The organism is Alteromonas sp. ABH2_165 (genome assembly GCF_056159945.1).
In genome coordinates, this window is sequence record NZ_JBSWWF010000006.1 from 305,673 (window position 1) to 321,283 (window position 15,611).

Consider the following 15,611-nt stretch of genomic DNA (forward strand, 5'->3'; position numbering starts at 1 on the left):
AAAAATGAGAACTCATTATGGTACAGCAGATTTTTGATAAAAATATCTTTGCTAATCTTGATGGCGTCAGTCAATAACCCATTAAGGTGTCACAAATGAAAGCTTCGGTACTTATATTTACAACGTCTATGTGTTTTCTATCAGGAAATGTCCTAGCAGATACATTCTATTTGGATCCGGTAAATGGTTCATTAAGTGGAGATGGTTCGATCGAGAATCCTTTCCCCTCGCTTCAAGAGGTGTTAGAGAACGATTTGGTATCTACAAATAAGTATAAATTACCTTACAACTGGAACGGTAACAATGAACTAATTCTTAAAAACGAAAATGCGCCAATTAAAGCTGGAGATACATTAGTATTAAAAACTGGTAATCATGGTGATTTAAAAATGTACAACATGGTAAATGCCGAGACTATTTATATAAAAGCTGCCAGTGGAGAAGAACCTATAGTTGGGAGCTTATCTATGATCGGTGGAAAAAACTGGTCATTTGATGGAATAGAATTTAATTATGATTATTCTTCACGGAGTAAATTGCGCGGCGGGTATATAGTGTTTTTTGAAAAGCATTCATGGCAAGGCCCAGTAAAGAATATTACAATCAAAAATTCCGTAGTAAAAACAACTGATTCTACAGAATACTGGGGTAAACAAGATTGGTTGGATAATGTAGTTGACGGTATTCGTAGCGAAGCAACAAACTTTGTGGCCGATGGAAATATTCTTAAAAATATAGGTTTTGGAATATCTGCTGAAGGCGAAAATTCTGTAGTAACAGATAATTCAATCTACAATTTCTCTGGGGATGCATTGCGAGGACTTGGTGATAATTCGAATTTCGAATATAACTTTGTAGCTAACGGTTTCAAAATAGATGGAAATCACGATGACGGCTTCCAAAGTTGGGCTGGAAGAAGTGGTCAAATAGAGAATTTAGTAATTTCTCACAATACATTTATCAGCGATTATAATCACCCAAATCCTGGATTAAAGAGTGAATTTCAAGGAATTGGTCTTTTTGACGGTTTTTTTAATAATTTTCGAATTGAAAATAACCTGGTTATAACGAATACATATAATGCAATAACTTTACTTGGAAGTAATAATTCTATTGTTGCAAATAATACAATAATAGATCCTATCGAGGATAACAAAAGACCATGGATAAAAATCAATCATCATAAGAATGGTACATTCGGAACAGGAAATAAGGTAGTTAATAATATTTCCAAGGTAATTGAAGCAAATCAAGGCGTATTTTATTCCTCAAACTATCAAGTCGATTTTGAAGATTATTATACTTACTTCAAGGATCCGGATACTTTCAACTATGAACTAAATCCTAATTCGAGCTTGGTTGATGCTGGTTATTCAGATCAGTCACTGAACCTAAGCCCGAACGACATTAGAGGTGCTAGACGTGACAGCAATTTTGATGTTGGTTCATATGAATTAATCCAAGAAGAGCAAGATCCTCAACCGGTAATCTGTTCAATACAATGAATTGTAAAACCATTATGACCATGAAAAATGAAAAGTATAAGAGTGAAAAAGCTCTTATACTTTCCCTTTGTTTTTTCAGTACGTTTACATTAGCTCAGGAACGTGTAACTACTCAAATTAACATAAATACAGGTTACACCGACAATGTATTAAGATCTCAAAATTCAAAGTCGGATTCCTTTTTTACAACAGTATCTCCGAAAATAAATGTTAATCCTAGCTTTTTTGAACGAAAAATGTTCTTTGACCTATCCTTTTCAAAGAGATTTTATACTAGAAGTTCTGATTATGAATATCTAGATACTTCTATAAAATTAGCTAGTAAAATCATTGATCACAGCAAACATAAAGTTTCAATTAACTTCAGTAATAACAATAGTCATAATAATATTGGAACTGGTATTTCCCAGTACCTAGAGAGAGCTATTGAACCTGTTACTTTTAGAACTAACAATTACACAATAGATTATTCCTACTCAAGAAAATCGTCTACAGTAGGTTTAATAGCAGGGATAGATTCAACTTTAAAGAAGTACACTAATCAGAGAGAAAGATTTAGTAGATTAGATAATAATAAAAATACAATAAGACTAGGTGCTTATTTTCCATTAGGTAGCGAATCGGAGATAAGAACAGTAGTTAGTTATCGAAATACGAACTATAGAAGTATTGAAAGTACCTATAGAGACTCGAAAAGCTATAACTTTAATATTTTTACAAACTTAAAATTAATAAATGAATTTTCAGTAAGCGGTAATATTGGATATAAGAGTAAAAAATTTGATAATACCTCGACCGGTTTCGACGGCCTTACAGCTGACATAGAAATTAGAAAACCGATTTCAAATTTTTTAGATTTCAATAGCTCTTATAGTCGCGCAATCATAGAGTCAGCATTTGCTAATAGTTACCGACTTTCAGAAAATACCTCGATTGGTTTACGATGGAAGTCATCTGATTATCAAATCAATCTAAGTTATAGTCTACGCCAGGACGAATTACGTGGTCAGAGTTTGAATTCACAAGACATTAATACATATTCTATTAGTTTTAAAAAGAATCTTAGTGAGAGACTTAACTTTGGCACATCTTATGTTGTGAAAAATGCTAATGGTTTCACAATGCTGAACACATACAACTTAAATGAAATTTATATCTCCATGGAATACAGATTATGAAAAGAATAGTAATAACAATCTTTTTTCTTCTTGCAAATTTATACATTGGAATTGCAGAGGCTAACGATTATCGAATAGCCAATGGAGATGTAATCAAAATTACTGTGTTGGGAGAACCAGATTTAACTTCTGAATTTAAGATCGGTAATAATGGATATATAAGCTTCCCATTTATTGGTGAAGTAAATTTAGATGGTCTGACATTGAGGGATATTGAGTTGTTAATTTACAACAAGTTGAAAGGGGACTATCTCATTAAACCTGAAGTGTCGGTCAATATTATCAGTTATAGACCTTATTTTATAATTGGTGAAGTTACATCTCCAGGTCAGTATGAGTTTCAGCCAAATATGTCTTTGACCCAGGCTGTTGCCAGAGCCGGTGGCTATAGTTTACGAGCAAACACAGACAATATAAAAGTTGAGAGAGTTGAAGGTGGTAAAAAATCAATCATTAAGAACGTATCTGCCGATTTTGTATTACGCCCCAGCGATACTGTCATAGTTGCCGAAACTTTTTTTTAAGGTAGTTATAAATTATGAATTCTGAGACAAATAACTCTATTGTACAAACTAGTTTCGAAATGACTGACTATATTAGGTCTTTGAAAAAGCATTTTTGGAAAGTTCTTTTAATTTCAACTATCTTGACATTGTTTGTTGCTTATTTAGTGCTGAAACTTCCATCAATCTATTCGGCTACTGCATCAATTCAACTTGATGCACAAGAAATAAAGCCCCTAAGTATGGTTGACCCTTTTACTTTAGATAGATCAGAAAGCGAGTACATGAATACTCAATTTCAGATCATGAAGTCAGATAGAGTTTCACAGCAGGTAATAGATGATTTGAAATTAAAAAAGCATCCATTCTTCAATGAATCTGCTGGTTTAGGCTATAAAATAAAATCATTAACCAAAAACTTTATTAAATCAATTCTTTCAGATAATGAAAATAAAATTAAATCAACTAATCTTGATAACAATCTCTTCTCTCAATCTGTAGCTGAACAAAAACTTCTAAAAAAGTTTAAGCAGAATCTTACGCTGTCATCTGTAAAAAGTTCCAATGTAATTTTAATAAGCTATGAGTCTGATTCCCCTCAACTTTCTGCTCAAATAGCAAACAAAATTGCTGAGTTATACATTGCACAACAACTAGCATACAGGGTCAATAATACTGATAGAACCGTTTCTTGGTTGAAAGAAAAGGGAATAGAACTTGCGAAAGAACTAGAGATTTCTCAGACCAAGTTAAATTCCTTTATAAAAAATAAAAATTTGGTAGATTTAAATGACAATATCAATATTAGTCAATCCGAAAAACTAAAATCATTAATTGAGAGTAAAAATCGATTAGAAAGTGAAGTTTTATTAGTTAAAAGCCAATTGAAGTCGGTTGAGGAATTAGATTTAGAAGATATTTTAAGTAATAATAATCTAATTCAATATAATTCTGTTTTACAGACATTACGAAATACTAAAATCCTTGCTGATAATAAGTTATCGGTTCTACAGGAGAGATATGGCCCTAAACATCCAAATATCATAGAAGCGAGAGCAAGTGTTACTCAAATTGATAAAAATATTAAAAATGAGATGTTTAAAGTCAGTGGCGATCTTGAATTTAAGCTTAAGTCACTTCAAGAAAATCTTTCAAATGTAAATTCTGAATTAAACACCACACAAAATGCATTTCAAGATATTAGTACTGTTGAAGATCAGTATATCCGACTAAAGTCAGAAGTTGAACGATTGAAGGTGATGATTGGTACGGTAGATACACGATTTAAAGAGCTTGATATTGCAAGTACTTTTACTAATGAAATCGCTCGTATAATTGATTATGCTCAGGTACCTTACGACCCAATTAAGCCTAAGAAATCGTTAATTGTCTTAGCTGCATTTGTTCTTTTTATCCTTGTGGGTACTACATGTATCTTACTGATGGTTTTCTTGAATAATTATTACTTAAATATCGATTCTATAGAGACAGATCTTCACGCAAAAGTTCTGGGTAAGTTGCCTAATGACAAGGTTTCAGATGTACTAACTCCATCATACTATTTTGAAAATGATAATCCGTTTTATACCGAGTCACTGCGTTCTATTAGAACTAACTTTTTACTATCTAACCTAGCATCAAAAAGAAAAGTTATTTCGATAACGTCTGCCTTACCTGGTGAAGGCAAAAGTTCATTTAGCTTGGCTTTCGCATTATCGTTAGCACAGATGCACAGAGTATTATTAATAGATTGTGATCTTAGAAATCCAACGCTTTCAAGAAAAGTGCTAGCAGATCCCGCTAAACCAGGATTAACTGATCTAATTGCTCGTACACACGATGTCGAAGAAGTTATAGTTAAGTTAGAGCAGTACAATTTGTCATACATTCCGAATGGTCAATTTTCTGAAAACTTACTTGAGCTTCTATCGTCTCAGGAATGTGTAGAAGTTATTGCAAATTTAAAAGAGAACTTTGATTACATTATTCTTGATACTGCCCCAATAAATTTGGTAAGTGATTCATTAGTACTGTCAAATTCAGTCGACTGCTGTGTTCACGTTATTGATGTTGAAAACACTAAAAAAGGGCATGTCAGAAAAGCTTTCTCATCAATCAGAAATAGTAAAATTAGAGTGGATGGTATCGTTGCTAATAAAGTACCTGACTATTATTTTGATGAGTATGTTAAAGATTATCCAGACTACTATAGTAGTCCGGTGAAAAAGGCTAGTATCTGATTGGTACATATTCGTGAACTATATTAGATTTTGTATATTTTATTTTTTGTGCCTGGTTATACCAGCTGAATTTTACTTCTTACTTGGAGAGGTTAGATTTGAAATATACAGGATATGCCTAATTATCTCTTTTTTTATTGTTTGCAGGTTTATTAGGGATATTCGTCCAGGATTTGTTGAATATTTGCTATTAGCTTATTGCTTATGGTGTGTAGTGTCTTTTATTTATGTTAAGGGCTCTTCTGGCATACAAAGCGGGTTGATTCTTTTTTTAGAAGTTTTCGTATCTTTTTACCTGGGAAGAATTGCTTTAGAGAAAAATTATGTATCTTTCAAATCTTTTATCACGGTTGTTGCATGTATTTTTCTTTTCCTAGCACCCTTCGGGATAGATGAGGCTATTACAGGCTATCGTTATTTCCATGTTTTTTTTGGTGAATTGGCAGGTAGTGAATATTTAGAGCAGCTTTCTGATTCTTATATAAGAATGAATATGCATAGAAGTAGTACGGTCTTCGCACATCCAATTTTATATGCAATCGTTGCTGCAACATTCGTCCCATTTGTTTTTTTATACTTTAAGGGGTGGCGTAGATTATTGCTTCTTTCAGGCTTACTCACTGCAGTTATAGTGGCTGTAAGTTCCGTTGCGTATCTTATGTTGTTGATGCAATTTGGATTATATTTACTTGAAAGAATTAATACACTGTTACCTTTTTTTCGTAAATACGTTTTCGTTATTGCATGTACGATACTTGCCGGCTTGCAACTCTTTACTGCGAAGGGCGCATTACTATTTCTAATATTGAATGTAAGTTTAAACCCACACACTGCGTACTATCGCTACTTGCAATGGTTTCATGCATGGGATGACGTTTTAAGGTATTCTTTCTTTGGCATGGCAAGTAACTCAAAGTGGACTAGACCTTGGTGGATGATTCAAAGTGTCGATTCTTATTGGTTAAGTGCTTTTCTGATGAACGGTTTATATTCTACATACATCTTACTGTGTGTTTGGATATTAGTTTTAGTAAAAGTTTTTAGGACTTATATTAATACTGGAAATAAACTAGCTATGACCTTTTATTTTAGTTTCGCATCTTTGCTTTTAGGGTCGGCAACGGTAGATTTCTTCGATCGAGTGCATCCAATTACATATTTATTCATTGGCTTCATAATTGGCTTAGTAAATGTGCACAATAAAAACTTATCAAGGACGGAAAAATAGATGCTCTCCATTATACTCGTTTCATATAACACTCTAGAACTAACTCGTAATTGTCTTAAGTCACTAGTAAATAGTAATTTAGAAGAAGATTACGAAGTAATAATTATTGATAATGCTTCCCCGGATAATTCTTATGAAATACTGAAGGATGAATTCGAAGAAATGGAACGCATATTTTTTTATCTATCTCCAGAGAACTCTGGTTTCGCAGCAGGGGTGAATCTAGGTGTTAGTAAATCTCAGGGACAGTATATCCTCTTACTAAATCCCGACACGTTAATACTAGATGACGCTGTATCGCGTTTACTTGCCTTTGCCCGGTCTAATCCGGAAAATAATATCTGGGGAGGGGTGACCGTCGAGGAAGATGGAAGTGTTAACACTCAACACGCGTGGCATCATCAAAACACGCGCGATCTGCTCTTCTCTGCACTTGGCCTTTCGTTACTATTCAAAAATAGCGCTTTTTTTAACAGAAATAATTATGGTGGATGGAATAGAAATTCCGACAAGACTGTAGATATCATTTCTGGCTGTTTTTTCCTTACCACCAAGAAATTGTGGAACGAATTGGGGGGCTTAGACGAGTCTTTCTTTATGTACGCAGAGGAGGCGGACTTTTGCTATAAGGCGAAATTATTAGGCTTTCGTCCCAAAGTTTGCTCAAATGCCAAGATTATTCATAAGGGGGGAGCCAGTCATTCTGAGTTTTCTTCAAAGTTAGTCAAACTTATGAAAGGGAAGTCCGAGCTATCGCTCCGTTATGATAGTAAATTTGCGCGAAAGGTAAATATTAACCTTTTGAAATTTTATGTTCTCAATAAATATTTGCTTAGTTTATTTAAAGGTTATAATTCTGCAGCCTGTAAGCAATGGAATAAGGTTTTAAACGAACGTTCAGATTGGAGCAAGGGTTACAGAAGTGAAAAATAAATTCTCTTGGTTAAAGAACAAAATGTGGTGGCTTTTAAATGTAACAATTCGATATTTTATTCTTGATATTCGAATATTTTTTCTAAGAAAAATATTAGGTATGACTATCGGGGAGGGTACTAAAATTTCTTTAAAATCGAATTTAGATAAAACAAATCCTAAAGGTGTTGTAATCGGGAATTATAGTTATCTAGCTTTTGGTTCTACTATACTTACACATGATATGGCGAGAAATCTTCATAGCTCGGTAATCATTGGTGATTGTTGTTTCATAGGTGCAAATTCACTAATTTTGCCTGGTGTCAATCTAGGCAATAATGTGGTTGTTGCCGCGGGGGCAGTCGTGACTAAATCTTTCAGTGATAATGTTCTAATTGCAGGAAATCCCGCTAAGATTATTAAACCTGTTAGTACCGGTAAACTTGGCATTATTAAAAACACATAATTGGAATTTAATGTTTTATGGAAAAAGCCTTACCTGCATGGACTCAAAACTCATTAACAAGATTAAATGGGAATCTTGCGCTTCGAGCTTCTGTAAATGTAGTATCTGGTGCAGTCAGACTAATTGCTAGCCTTAGTACAGCTATAGTACTAGCTCGTCTTCTTTCTCCGGAAGATTTTGGTTTAGTAAATCTAGTCTTACCATTTGTAGCTTTTTTCCTTGTATTTGCTGATGTAGGAACAACTTCGTTCATACTTCAAAAAGCAAAAATAGACCATCTTGAACTTTCGAGAGTTTTTTGGTTCAGCTTACTTTTTATTGTCATTGTTGGACTTATTTTCATAGTTTTCGGAATAACTTTGGGATTTTTCTACGGACATCCCGAGATATTTAATCTAAGTTTATTTTTATCCATTGCTATCTTTCTCACAAGTTTCACTATTTGCCATAATGCATTTGTAAAAAGATATCATAGGCAAGATTTTTTTGGTATTTCCGAAATTATAGCTGCAACTTGCGCTTCAATCATACCTATAGCATTGGCCTACTCTGGTTTTGGTTACTGGGCTATCGCATCTATACCCGTTGTACGGGTATTTGCCCATTCCGTTGCTATCAACCTAATTTCAAAATGGAGGCCGTCTCTTCCTGAGTTGGAATTTAGTAAGTACAAATTCATAATTGATTTTGGATCTTCTGTAATTGTTTACAGAGTTATAAATGTACTTTCTAGAAATTTTGACAAAATTATAGTTGGTATATTTTTTACTACCCAAGATTTGGGGTTTTATAGTATGGCGGTTAGTATTATGTTTTTGCCTGCCATTCAACTTTTGGCGCCTGTTGCTGGTGCGATTATTCCTTTCTTATCGGATAAAATTAGAGATCAGTCCGAATTTGAGAATAGTTTTTTCAATATATTATCTATTTTGACAATTATTATAACAACATTTATGCTCTTTGCTTCCGTTTATGCTAATGAACTTATTTCAATAGTCTTAGGAAATGAATGGCTTCCGGCGGCATATTTTCTTTCGATACTCTCTCTTGTAAGTATTACATATGCATTAGATTCTGTATTTGAATGGGGAGTTTTAGGCTCTGGTAAGCCTCAAATGTTAGTCAAGTGGTCTTATGCTAGTTTTTCAATACTTTTATTGTCAGTCCTTATTGGTGCAAGTTTAGGCCTAGAATTTGTACCAATCTCTATGTTTGTAGGTTCTTTTATTTATCATGTGCTATTTTCATTTTCCGTTTTAGGCTATCTGAATTTAAGTAAACGTAGATATCTTAAAGTGATATCCCAACTTTATTTATTCATTTTTTTATACGTTGTGACTACTTTTTTGTTCTATAGCTTTTTAAGTTCATATACTGATTCTGATATAGTCAAATTACTTATGGGTTTCATTTTTTGTACAGTCACCTCGCTATTTTTGTTGGCTATGATATTCAGGTCGCACTTTATTAAGGCTGTAACGATATTTAAATCGAGATTACTTTAATGTCATCAATTCTATTGCTTATTAGAGATATAATTAAATTCTTGTATTGTTTCGCTATTCGTTTACGTGCTCGCTTTATGGTTGTTCGTCGTGGGAAAAATTCTATCTCATTAAAAGCAAGAATTGATAGCGTTCCTAAAGGTTCTAAACTTTATTTATCTGAGGGTTGTTTTATCGAAGATTACGCCGTCGTGAATACTTTTCACGGTGACGTTGCACTCGGTTGCAATTCTAATCTCGGCATTGGCAATATAATTATTGGTCCAGTCAAAATTGGAAATAATGTTCGGTTCGGTCAGTATTGTTTTCTAACTGGTGAAAACAGGGTGAGGGAGTCTGATGGTACTATTGTTGACTCTTCCGTCAGTGTAGATTGTAAGCAAGTAGTAATTGGTAATAATGTTTGGTTAGGAACAGGTGTTAAAGTTTTACCTGGGGTTGAAATTGGTGATAATTGTGTAATTGCTGCAGGTTCTGTAGTCACAAAGTCTATTACTAGTAATACAATGGCGGCTGGCGTCCCAGCCAAAATTATAAAAAAATTCTAAGCAAGGATTTTATTTTCATTATCTATGATGTTTTTTATATAACTTAAAATCTTCAATCTATTTTTGTTGCAGATTACTTCTGCTGGCTTTAGCTTATCTACATTATTGAGTAAAGAAATCAATTCTGATTTTTCATAAGCAACATAGACGCCATCTGTATTTGTAAATTTATTAGCTGTAGCTATTTGGTGGTCATTTCGATGTTCATTTAACTCATATCGACGTGGAAAGACGATTACTGGTATGTTATTTTCATGAGCGGAGATTATGGTTCCCATGCCAGCATGAGCAATTATTATATCTGTATTCTTGATTATTTCTTGATACCTACTAGGCGAACAAAAGTCGATTACTTGAATATTTTCAGAATTACACTCTGAACCGCACGTTTGTGCGATAATATTCACTTGTTCATTCATTGACCACTCATTGATTATTTCGATTAGCCTTACAAAAGGCAATTGAGTCCCTACAGTAACAAAAATATTGGTCATCAATAGATTCCTCCGTGGTAATTAACTTTTTCAGTTTTTAAATGTTCCCATTGAGTCAAGACTTCATTTGCTGCAAATTTTGCAAGTCGTCCAGCAAGTGACAGTTTTTCACTATTAGCAATACTATCTATCCAAATACACTTCTTTCTGAATATAATACGACCTATAAATATTGCGATGAGACCCGGAGCAGCTCCTGTGCTAATAATTATTTGTGGTCTTTCTCTTCTAATTATTCTATATATATTGAAAATCGTACTAAATGACTTGTACAAGTTTTCCTTGTTACAATCTTTAACAATTGAAAATGCAGATATTTTTTCTTGTTGCGGTAGTCCATCAATTGTTGTCACGTAATGTACATTTTCACCAAAAGACTCACTCAAAACCATTAACTGTTTCCAGTGACCACCACCTGACGCTACTGCCAATACTTTAATTTTCATATTTAAGAACTTTGTCTAGATATAATAGCTTTATTTTATTATTTAATATACAATTCATCCAGTAATTATTCACCTAAAAATTGATAAATATTTTGAGGTTTTTATGCCATCTGTTATTATCCCTGCCCATAATGAAGAGTCTAACATTTTACATTGTTTATCTAGTCTGGAAGGTCAAATAGATTTTTCTAATGTAATTGTTGCTTGTAATGGGTGTGACGATCGTACTTATGAGCTAGTCTTGTCAAAATATCCTAATATCAAATGCCTTAATATAGATAAACCGTCAAAAACCAACGCAATTAATATCGCTGAGACTTTCGTTACCGAATGGCCTGTTTTCTATCTAGATGCTGACTGCAGTCTTTCTGAAAGCGCAATATCTAGCACAGTGATGTTTTTTGAAGAAACTGGCAAAAAGCTTCTTTCTCCCTCACCTGTTATAGATACTAGTTTGAGTCCTCTACTTGTTCGTTGTTTTTATAATATATGGTTAAAATTGCCTTATGTTAAGCAGGGGGTTATCGCAACTTGTACCTACGTAATTAGTGAAGAGTCTAGAAAGAGATTTGATATTTTTCCCGATGTAATAGCTGATGATAATTTCGTTCGTAGTCAGTTTAAAGAGTCAGAAATTTCAAATGTTCCCAATGCTTTTGTTTATGTGAATGCACCTAAAGATATATGGTCATTAATTAAGATAAAGACTCGCTCTCGTTTAGGTACCATGCAGATTAGAGATAATTCACTTTATAAACATCTTCCAGTCGTTAATTATAAAAATTCTTTACGTCCTTTATTTTTGTCAAAAAGTTTTTTTTCTGCATGTATTTATGTTGCGTTTGTCGCTATTTTTAGACTACGAGCTAAGTTACAATACAAAACTATTGATAATTATAAATGGGAGTCAGATAGGTCTTCTCGATGATTCAAATGTATTTTTGCTATGGATAGATATTACTTTCTCGATTCTGCTCGCGCTGTTTTGATGATTTTGGGAATTCCATATCATGCAGCTCTAGTTTATTCTACTGTTCGTTGGTCTGTGAATTCTGATCAGAGTTATCTTTTATTCTCTTATTTCTGTGGGATTGTAAACAGTTTTAGAATGCCCGCATTTTTCATAATCGCTGGTTTTTTTTCAGCTCTTATACTGAGTCGGAGATCTCGAGAAAGTTGGATTAAGCAGCGGATTGTTAGGTTAGGTGTTCCTTTTCTTACCGGTGTACTAATACTTGTTACAATTCAAAACTTCTTTTTAAGTTTTATAGATTCAAGTTTTGAGTTATTTGTTTCTCACTTTTATGGGCTTATGACCTCCGGTGCAGGGCATAGTATTGGGCATCTCTGGTTCTTACCTCCGATCATTATGATGTCAATATTTTTAGCTATTTCATGGGGTTTTTTTTCTAAGCAAAAATCTCTTTCTTTTATGAAAATTAAAGTAACGAATACTTTTTTTTGTTTGTTACTTATCAGTATATTTATAGCTGCCTGGAAAATACTGATTTTTAATATAGGCCGGACAGTTCCGCTTAGTTTTTTTGGTAATTATTTTAGCCTTCGTAACTTTTTATATTATCTACCTTATTTTTTAATTGGTTTGCTTGTATGTGTGAGGCTTAAGTTACTAGAAAAGTTTCTGCGTTTTAATATTTTCTCTGCGACTTTCGGAGTCGTTAGCTCTCTATCTTATAGCTACCTTTTTTCTTCGCAGTCTACAGACTACAGACATTATTTACTAATTTTAGGTGCTTTTTCTTCAATTTTTATGTCCCAGACTGTCTTTTCTATTTTCAAGATTTATTTTGACAGGCCGTCTGGTGCCTCAAGATATTTCTCAAAAAATGCTTTTTCTATTTATCTGCTGCACCATCCAATTATCATTTGCGTTAGTGCTTTTCTGGTTAATTTTAGGCTTTCTGTTTTCTATCAATTTATCTTTATTTGTCTTGTTACTTTTCTTTTTTGTGTTGCTTTTTGTTTTTTCATTGAGAAATCAAATGTCTTAAGGTTTTTATTTGGTAGCTCCGCAAAAAAAGTATAGTTTAGCTATTTATGGCTTATTTGTTCCTAACCGCTCGCCTTGATAACTGCCATCTAGTACGGCTTTCCACCAGGCTTCATTGTTCAGATACCACTCCACAGTTTTGCGGATACCAGTTTCGAAGGTTTCCTGGGGCGTCCAGCCCAATTCTTTCTGAATTTTAGATGCATCGATAGCGTAGCGCATGTCGTGTCCCGGGCGGTCTGTTACGTAGGTGATTTGTTCCGCGTATTTGGTTTCTTTCGGCTTCACATCATCCAGAATGGTACAGATGGTTTTCACCACATCGATGTTCTGCTTCTCGTTGTGACCACCGATGTTGTAGGTTTCGCCGATTTCACCGTTCAGGGCTACCACGACCAATGCACGGGCGTGGTCTTCCACAAACAACCAATCACGGATTTGATTACCTTTTCCGTAAACAGGTAAGTCTTTACCAGCGAGTGCATTCAGGATTACCAGCGGGATGAGCTTTTCCGGGAAATGATACGGGCCGTAATTGTTTGAGCAGTTAGTCACCAGTGTTGGCAGCTTGTAGGTACGCAGCCAAGCGCGAACCAGCTGGTCGGAAGACGCTTTACTCGCAGAATACGGGGAGCTCGGTGCATACGGCGTTGTTTCAGTAAACAGTGGCAGTTCTGTGCCTGGCTCAACTTCATCCGGATGTGGCAGGTCGCCATATACTTCATCGGTGGAGATGTGGTGGAATTTGAAGCCGTCTTTCTTATCACCTTCAAGCTTTGACCAGTAAGCACGGGCTTGTTCCAGCAATGTGTAAGTTCCGACTACATTGGTCTGGATGAATTCACCTGGGCCGTCGATAGAGCGGTCAACATGGGATTCTGCTGCCAGATGCATCACGACGTCTGGCTGGTGAGCAGTGAAGACACGCTTTACTTCCTCGGCGTCGCAGATATCCACTTTCTCAAAAGCGTAACGGTCACTGTCTGACACGGTAGTCAGTGACTCCAGGTTACCGGCGTACGTCAGTTTATCCAAGTTGATTACCGTATGGTCGGTATCGTTAATCAGGTGACGGACCACCGCCGAACCGATAAAGCCGGCACCGCCGGTGACTAAAATGGTTTTGCTCATTGTTCGTTGCTCTGTTGTGCTTTCAGTGCATCCAGCATGGCAGACAGTTGCTCACGCCAGTGTGTGGGTCGCAGTGAAGAAAAAGTCTCACGGGTCAGGGTTTTATCCAGCACACTGTAGTGCGGTCGCTTGGCCGGTGTTGGATATTGAGACGACGGGATGGGCAGTACAGGAATTCTGCTTTCCAGCAGGCCTTTTTCAACAGCCAGTTGCTGTATGGCCAGTGCAAAGTCATACCAACTGGTAACGCCTTCGTCAGTCCAGTGGAATACACCCGCTGTTTTGTTTTGTGCCGCATACAGGCAAGCCTGTGCCAGGCCGCTAGCCAGCGTGGGCGAGCCAATCTGGTCATCAATCACGGTAAGCTGCGGTTTATCAGCCATCAGGCGCAGCATGGTCTTTACGAAATTATTGCCATGAGTGGAATACACCCAGGCAGTGCGAATTAAACAGCATGTATCCGGGATGGTGTTAAGAAGCGCTTTCTCGCCATCAGCTTTGGTTTTGCCGTACACGCCTTGAGGCTCGATGGTGTCATCCACCGTGTAGGGAGAACCTTTCTTACCATTGAATACATAGTCGGTAGACACGTGTACCAAAAAGATGCCGTTAGCTTTGCAGTAGTCAGTGAGATTTGCCACGGCCTGCGTGTTAATCAGCGCTGCCGCTTCCGGTTCGGATTCGGCTTTATCTACCGCGGTGTACGCAGAAGCATTGATGATGGCGTCAGGCTTAAGACTGTCCAGCTTTTCGGTGAGCGCGGTTGGATTCGTGATGTCAATATCATCACGACCCAGACAAACAATGTCATCACCGCCTGCCTTTTGCAGTTCATACGCTAACTGCCCGGACTTCCCTATCACTACAATCGTCATGGGCTTTCCTTAGAATGTCGGTGCGTCGGTAAAGGCAAGGCCATCCGTATCTTTTGCAGACAGCGACGGTGCCTCACCATTTACCAGAGGCCAGTCGATGCCGATAGTCGGATCATCAAACTTCACGGAAACTTCACTGTCTGGATGATAGTAATCGGTACACTTGTACACGAACTCAGCCGATTCGCTGGTCACATAAAAGCCGTGCGCGAAACCGGCTGGCACCCACAACTGACGCTTATTTTCAGCAGACAGTAACACGCCAACCCATTTGCCGAACGTCGGCGAGCCTTTTCGCATATCCACGGCCACATCAAAAACTTCACCGCTAACAACACGGACTAATTTACCCTGCGTCTGTTCTAGCTGATAGTGCAAGCCACGAAGAATGCCCTGCTTGGATTTAGAGTGGTTATCCTGCACGAAATCCACATCGGCACATTCCTGTTTGAACCAGTCAGTGCGGAAGGTTTCAAGAAAAAAGCCGCGCTCGTCACCAAAGACACGCGGCTCTATGATTTTGACATCCGGGATGTCGGTGGTTACTACTTGCATGTAATGCTGCTTCC

At 36.2% G+C, this 15,611-nt stretch carries 16 protein-coding genes; 11 read left to right on the forward strand and 5 right to left on the reverse strand.

The genetic code is table 11. The annotated features are described in order from the left end of the window. The first annotated feature begins 95 nt into the window (after positions 1-95). From ACXAFQ_RS13775 to ACXAFQ_RS13815, 9 genes are all read left to right on the forward strand, one after another. Positions 96-1,505 (forward strand): right-handed parallel beta-helix repeat-containing protein, encoded by a 1,410-nt coding sequence (locus ACXAFQ_RS13775; RefSeq protein ID WP_474823386.1) that lies wholly within the window; start codon positions 96-98, stop codon positions 1,503-1,505. 14 nt (positions 1,506-1,519) lie between these two features. Then, on the forward strand, positions 1,520-2,683 hold the full coding sequence (locus ACXAFQ_RS13780) for a hypothetical protein (RefSeq protein WP_474823391.1): 1,164 nt from the start codon (positions 1,520-1,522) through the stop codon (positions 2,681-2,683). Beyond that, a complete protein-coding gene (locus ACXAFQ_RS13785) occupies positions 2,680-3,207 on the forward strand; it encodes a polysaccharide biosynthesis/export family protein (RefSeq protein WP_474823395.1) in 528 nt (175 codons plus the stop codon). Before ACXAFQ_RS13780 ends, ACXAFQ_RS13785 begins: the two co-directional genes overlap by 4 nt. 14 nt (positions 3,208-3,221) lie before the next feature. Continuing rightward, a complete protein-coding gene (locus ACXAFQ_RS13790; RefSeq protein ID WP_474823399.1) occupies positions 3,222-5,426 on the forward strand; it encodes a GumC family protein in 2,205 nt (734 codons plus the stop codon). Between the two features lie 214 nt (positions 5,427-5,640). Then, positions 5,641-6,654 (forward strand): hypothetical protein, encoded by a 1,014-nt coding sequence (locus ACXAFQ_RS13795; RefSeq protein WP_474823402.1) that lies wholly within the window; start codon positions 5,641-5,643, stop codon positions 6,652-6,654. Further along, positions 6,655-7,587, forward strand: a complete 933-nt coding sequence (locus ACXAFQ_RS13800; protein ID WP_474823405.1) for a glycosyltransferase family 2 protein — start codon at positions 6,655-6,657, stop codon at positions 7,585-7,587. Further along, positions 7,577-8,032, forward strand: a complete 456-nt coding sequence (locus ACXAFQ_RS13805; protein ID WP_474823410.1) for an acyltransferase — start codon at positions 7,577-7,579, stop codon at positions 8,030-8,032. The genes ACXAFQ_RS13800 and ACXAFQ_RS13805 overlap by 11 nt, the downstream gene beginning before the upstream one ends. A 17-nt stretch (positions 8,033-8,049) precedes the next feature. Next, positions 8,050-9,537 carry an oligosaccharide flippase family protein gene (locus ACXAFQ_RS13810; protein WP_474823415.1) on the forward strand — a complete coding sequence of 496 codons (1,488 nt, stop codon included), beginning with the start codon at positions 8,050-8,052 and terminating at the stop codon, positions 9,535-9,537. Continuing rightward, a complete protein-coding gene (locus ACXAFQ_RS13815) occupies positions 9,537-10,085 on the forward strand; it encodes an acyltransferase (RefSeq protein ID WP_474823419.1) in 549 nt (182 codons plus the stop codon). Before ACXAFQ_RS13810 ends, ACXAFQ_RS13815 begins: the two co-directional genes overlap by 1 nt. On the opposite strand, the gene ACXAFQ_RS13820 is transcribed toward ACXAFQ_RS13815, so the two are convergent. Both ACXAFQ_RS13820 and ACXAFQ_RS13825 read right to left on the reverse strand, forming a co-directional pair. Beyond that, positions 10,082-10,579: a glycosyltransferase gene (locus tag ACXAFQ_RS13820; protein ID WP_474823421.1), complete on the reverse strand. Its 498-nt coding sequence runs from the start codon at positions 10,577-10,579 to the stop codon at positions 10,082-10,084. The genes ACXAFQ_RS13815 and ACXAFQ_RS13820 overlap by 4 nt on opposite strands. Next, on the reverse strand, positions 10,579-11,025 hold the full coding sequence (locus ACXAFQ_RS13825) for a hypothetical protein (protein WP_474823426.1): 447 nt from the start codon (positions 11,023-11,025) through the stop codon (positions 10,579-10,581). Before ACXAFQ_RS13825 ends, ACXAFQ_RS13820 begins: the two co-directional genes overlap by 1 nt. A 103-nt stretch (positions 11,026-11,128) precedes the next feature. Between ACXAFQ_RS13825 and ACXAFQ_RS13830 the strand changes: the two genes are divergently transcribed. After that, positions 11,129-11,953, forward strand: coding sequence for a glycosyltransferase family 2 protein (locus ACXAFQ_RS13830; RefSeq protein WP_474823430.1), 825 nt, complete (start codon positions 11,129-11,131; stop codon positions 11,951-11,953). 18 nt (positions 11,954-11,971) lie between these two features. Continuing rightward, on the forward strand, positions 11,972-13,072 hold the full coding sequence (locus ACXAFQ_RS13835; RefSeq protein ID WP_474823433.1) for an acyltransferase family protein: 1,101 nt from the start codon (positions 11,972-11,974) through the stop codon (positions 13,070-13,072). Between the two features lie 9 nt (positions 13,073-13,081). Here the strand turns inward: ACXAFQ_RS13835 and rfbB are convergent, their stop codons facing one another. From rfbB to rfbC, 3 genes are read right to left on the reverse strand one after another with little or no spacing between them, the layout of a single operon-like run. Continuing rightward, complete coding sequence (gene rfbB / locus ACXAFQ_RS13840; protein ID WP_474823437.1) at positions 13,082-14,167, reverse strand: dTDP-glucose 4,6-dehydratase; 1,086 nt, start codon at positions 14,165-14,167, stop codon at positions 13,082-13,084. Continuing rightward, positions 14,164-15,042: a dTDP-4-dehydrorhamnose reductase gene (gene rfbD, locus ACXAFQ_RS13845; RefSeq protein ID WP_474823442.1), complete on the reverse strand. Its 879-nt coding sequence runs from the start codon at positions 15,040-15,042 to the stop codon at positions 14,164-14,166. The genes rfbB and rfbD overlap by 4 nt, the downstream gene beginning before the upstream one ends. Positions 15,043-15,051: 9 nt before the next feature. Further along, a complete protein-coding gene (gene rfbC, locus ACXAFQ_RS13850) occupies positions 15,052-15,597 on the reverse strand; it encodes a dTDP-4-dehydrorhamnose 3,5-epimerase (RefSeq protein ID WP_474823447.1) in 546 nt (181 codons plus the stop codon). Positions 15,598-15,611: the final 14 nt, after the last annotated feature.

What these genes read in the sequence shown, in the direction of transcription:
- ACXAFQ_RS13775 (WP_474823386.1), top strand. Translation starts at nt 96, where the DNA reads ATGAAAGCTTCGGTACTTATATTTACAACGTCTATGTGTTTTCTATCA.
- ACXAFQ_RS13780 (WP_474823391.1), top strand. Translation starts at nt 1,520, where the DNA reads ATGACCATGAAAAATGAAAAGTATAAGAGTGAAAAAGCTCTTATACTT.
- ACXAFQ_RS13785 (WP_474823395.1), top strand. Translation starts at nt 2,680, where the DNA reads ATGAAAAGAATAGTAATAACAATCTTTTTTCTTCTTGCAAATTTATAC.
- ACXAFQ_RS13790 (WP_474823399.1), top strand. Translation starts at nt 3,222, where the DNA reads ATGAATTCTGAGACAAATAACTCTATTGTACAAACTAGTTTCGAAATG.
- ACXAFQ_RS13800 (WP_474823405.1), top strand. Translation starts at nt 6,655, where the DNA reads ATGCTCTCCATTATACTCGTTTCATATAACACTCTAGAACTAACTCGT.
- ACXAFQ_RS13810 (WP_474823415.1), top strand. Translation starts at nt 8,050, where the DNA reads ATGGAAAAAGCCTTACCTGCATGGACTCAAAACTCATTAACAAGATTA.
- ACXAFQ_RS13815 (WP_474823419.1), top strand. Translation starts at nt 9,537, where the DNA reads ATGTCATCAATTCTATTGCTTATTAGAGATATAATTAAATTCTTGTAT.
- ACXAFQ_RS13820 (WP_474823421.1), bottom strand. Translation starts at nt 10,579, where the DNA reads ATGACCAATATTTTTGTTACTGTAGGGACTCAATTGCCTTTTGTAAGG.
- ACXAFQ_RS13825 (WP_474823426.1), bottom strand. Translation starts at nt 11,025, where the DNA reads ATGAAAATTAAAGTATTGGCAGTAGCGTCAGGTGGTGGTCACTGGAAA.
- ACXAFQ_RS13830 (WP_474823430.1), top strand. Translation starts at nt 11,129, where the DNA reads ATGCCATCTGTTATTATCCCTGCCCATAATGAAGAGTCTAACATTTTA.
- ACXAFQ_RS13835 (WP_474823433.1), top strand. Translation starts at nt 11,972, where the DNA reads ATGGATAGATATTACTTTCTCGATTCTGCTCGCGCTGTTTTGATGATT.
- rfbB (WP_474823437.1), bottom strand. Translation starts at nt 14,167, where the DNA reads ATGAGCAAAACCATTTTAGTCACCGGCGGTGCCGGCTTTATCGGTTCG.
- rfbD (WP_474823442.1), bottom strand. Translation starts at nt 15,042, where the DNA reads ATGACGATTGTAGTGATAGGGAAGTCCGGGCAGTTAGCGTATGAACTG.
- rfbC (WP_474823447.1), bottom strand. Translation starts at nt 15,597, where the DNA reads ATGCAAGTAGTAACCACCGACATCCCGGATGTCAAAATCATAGAGCCG.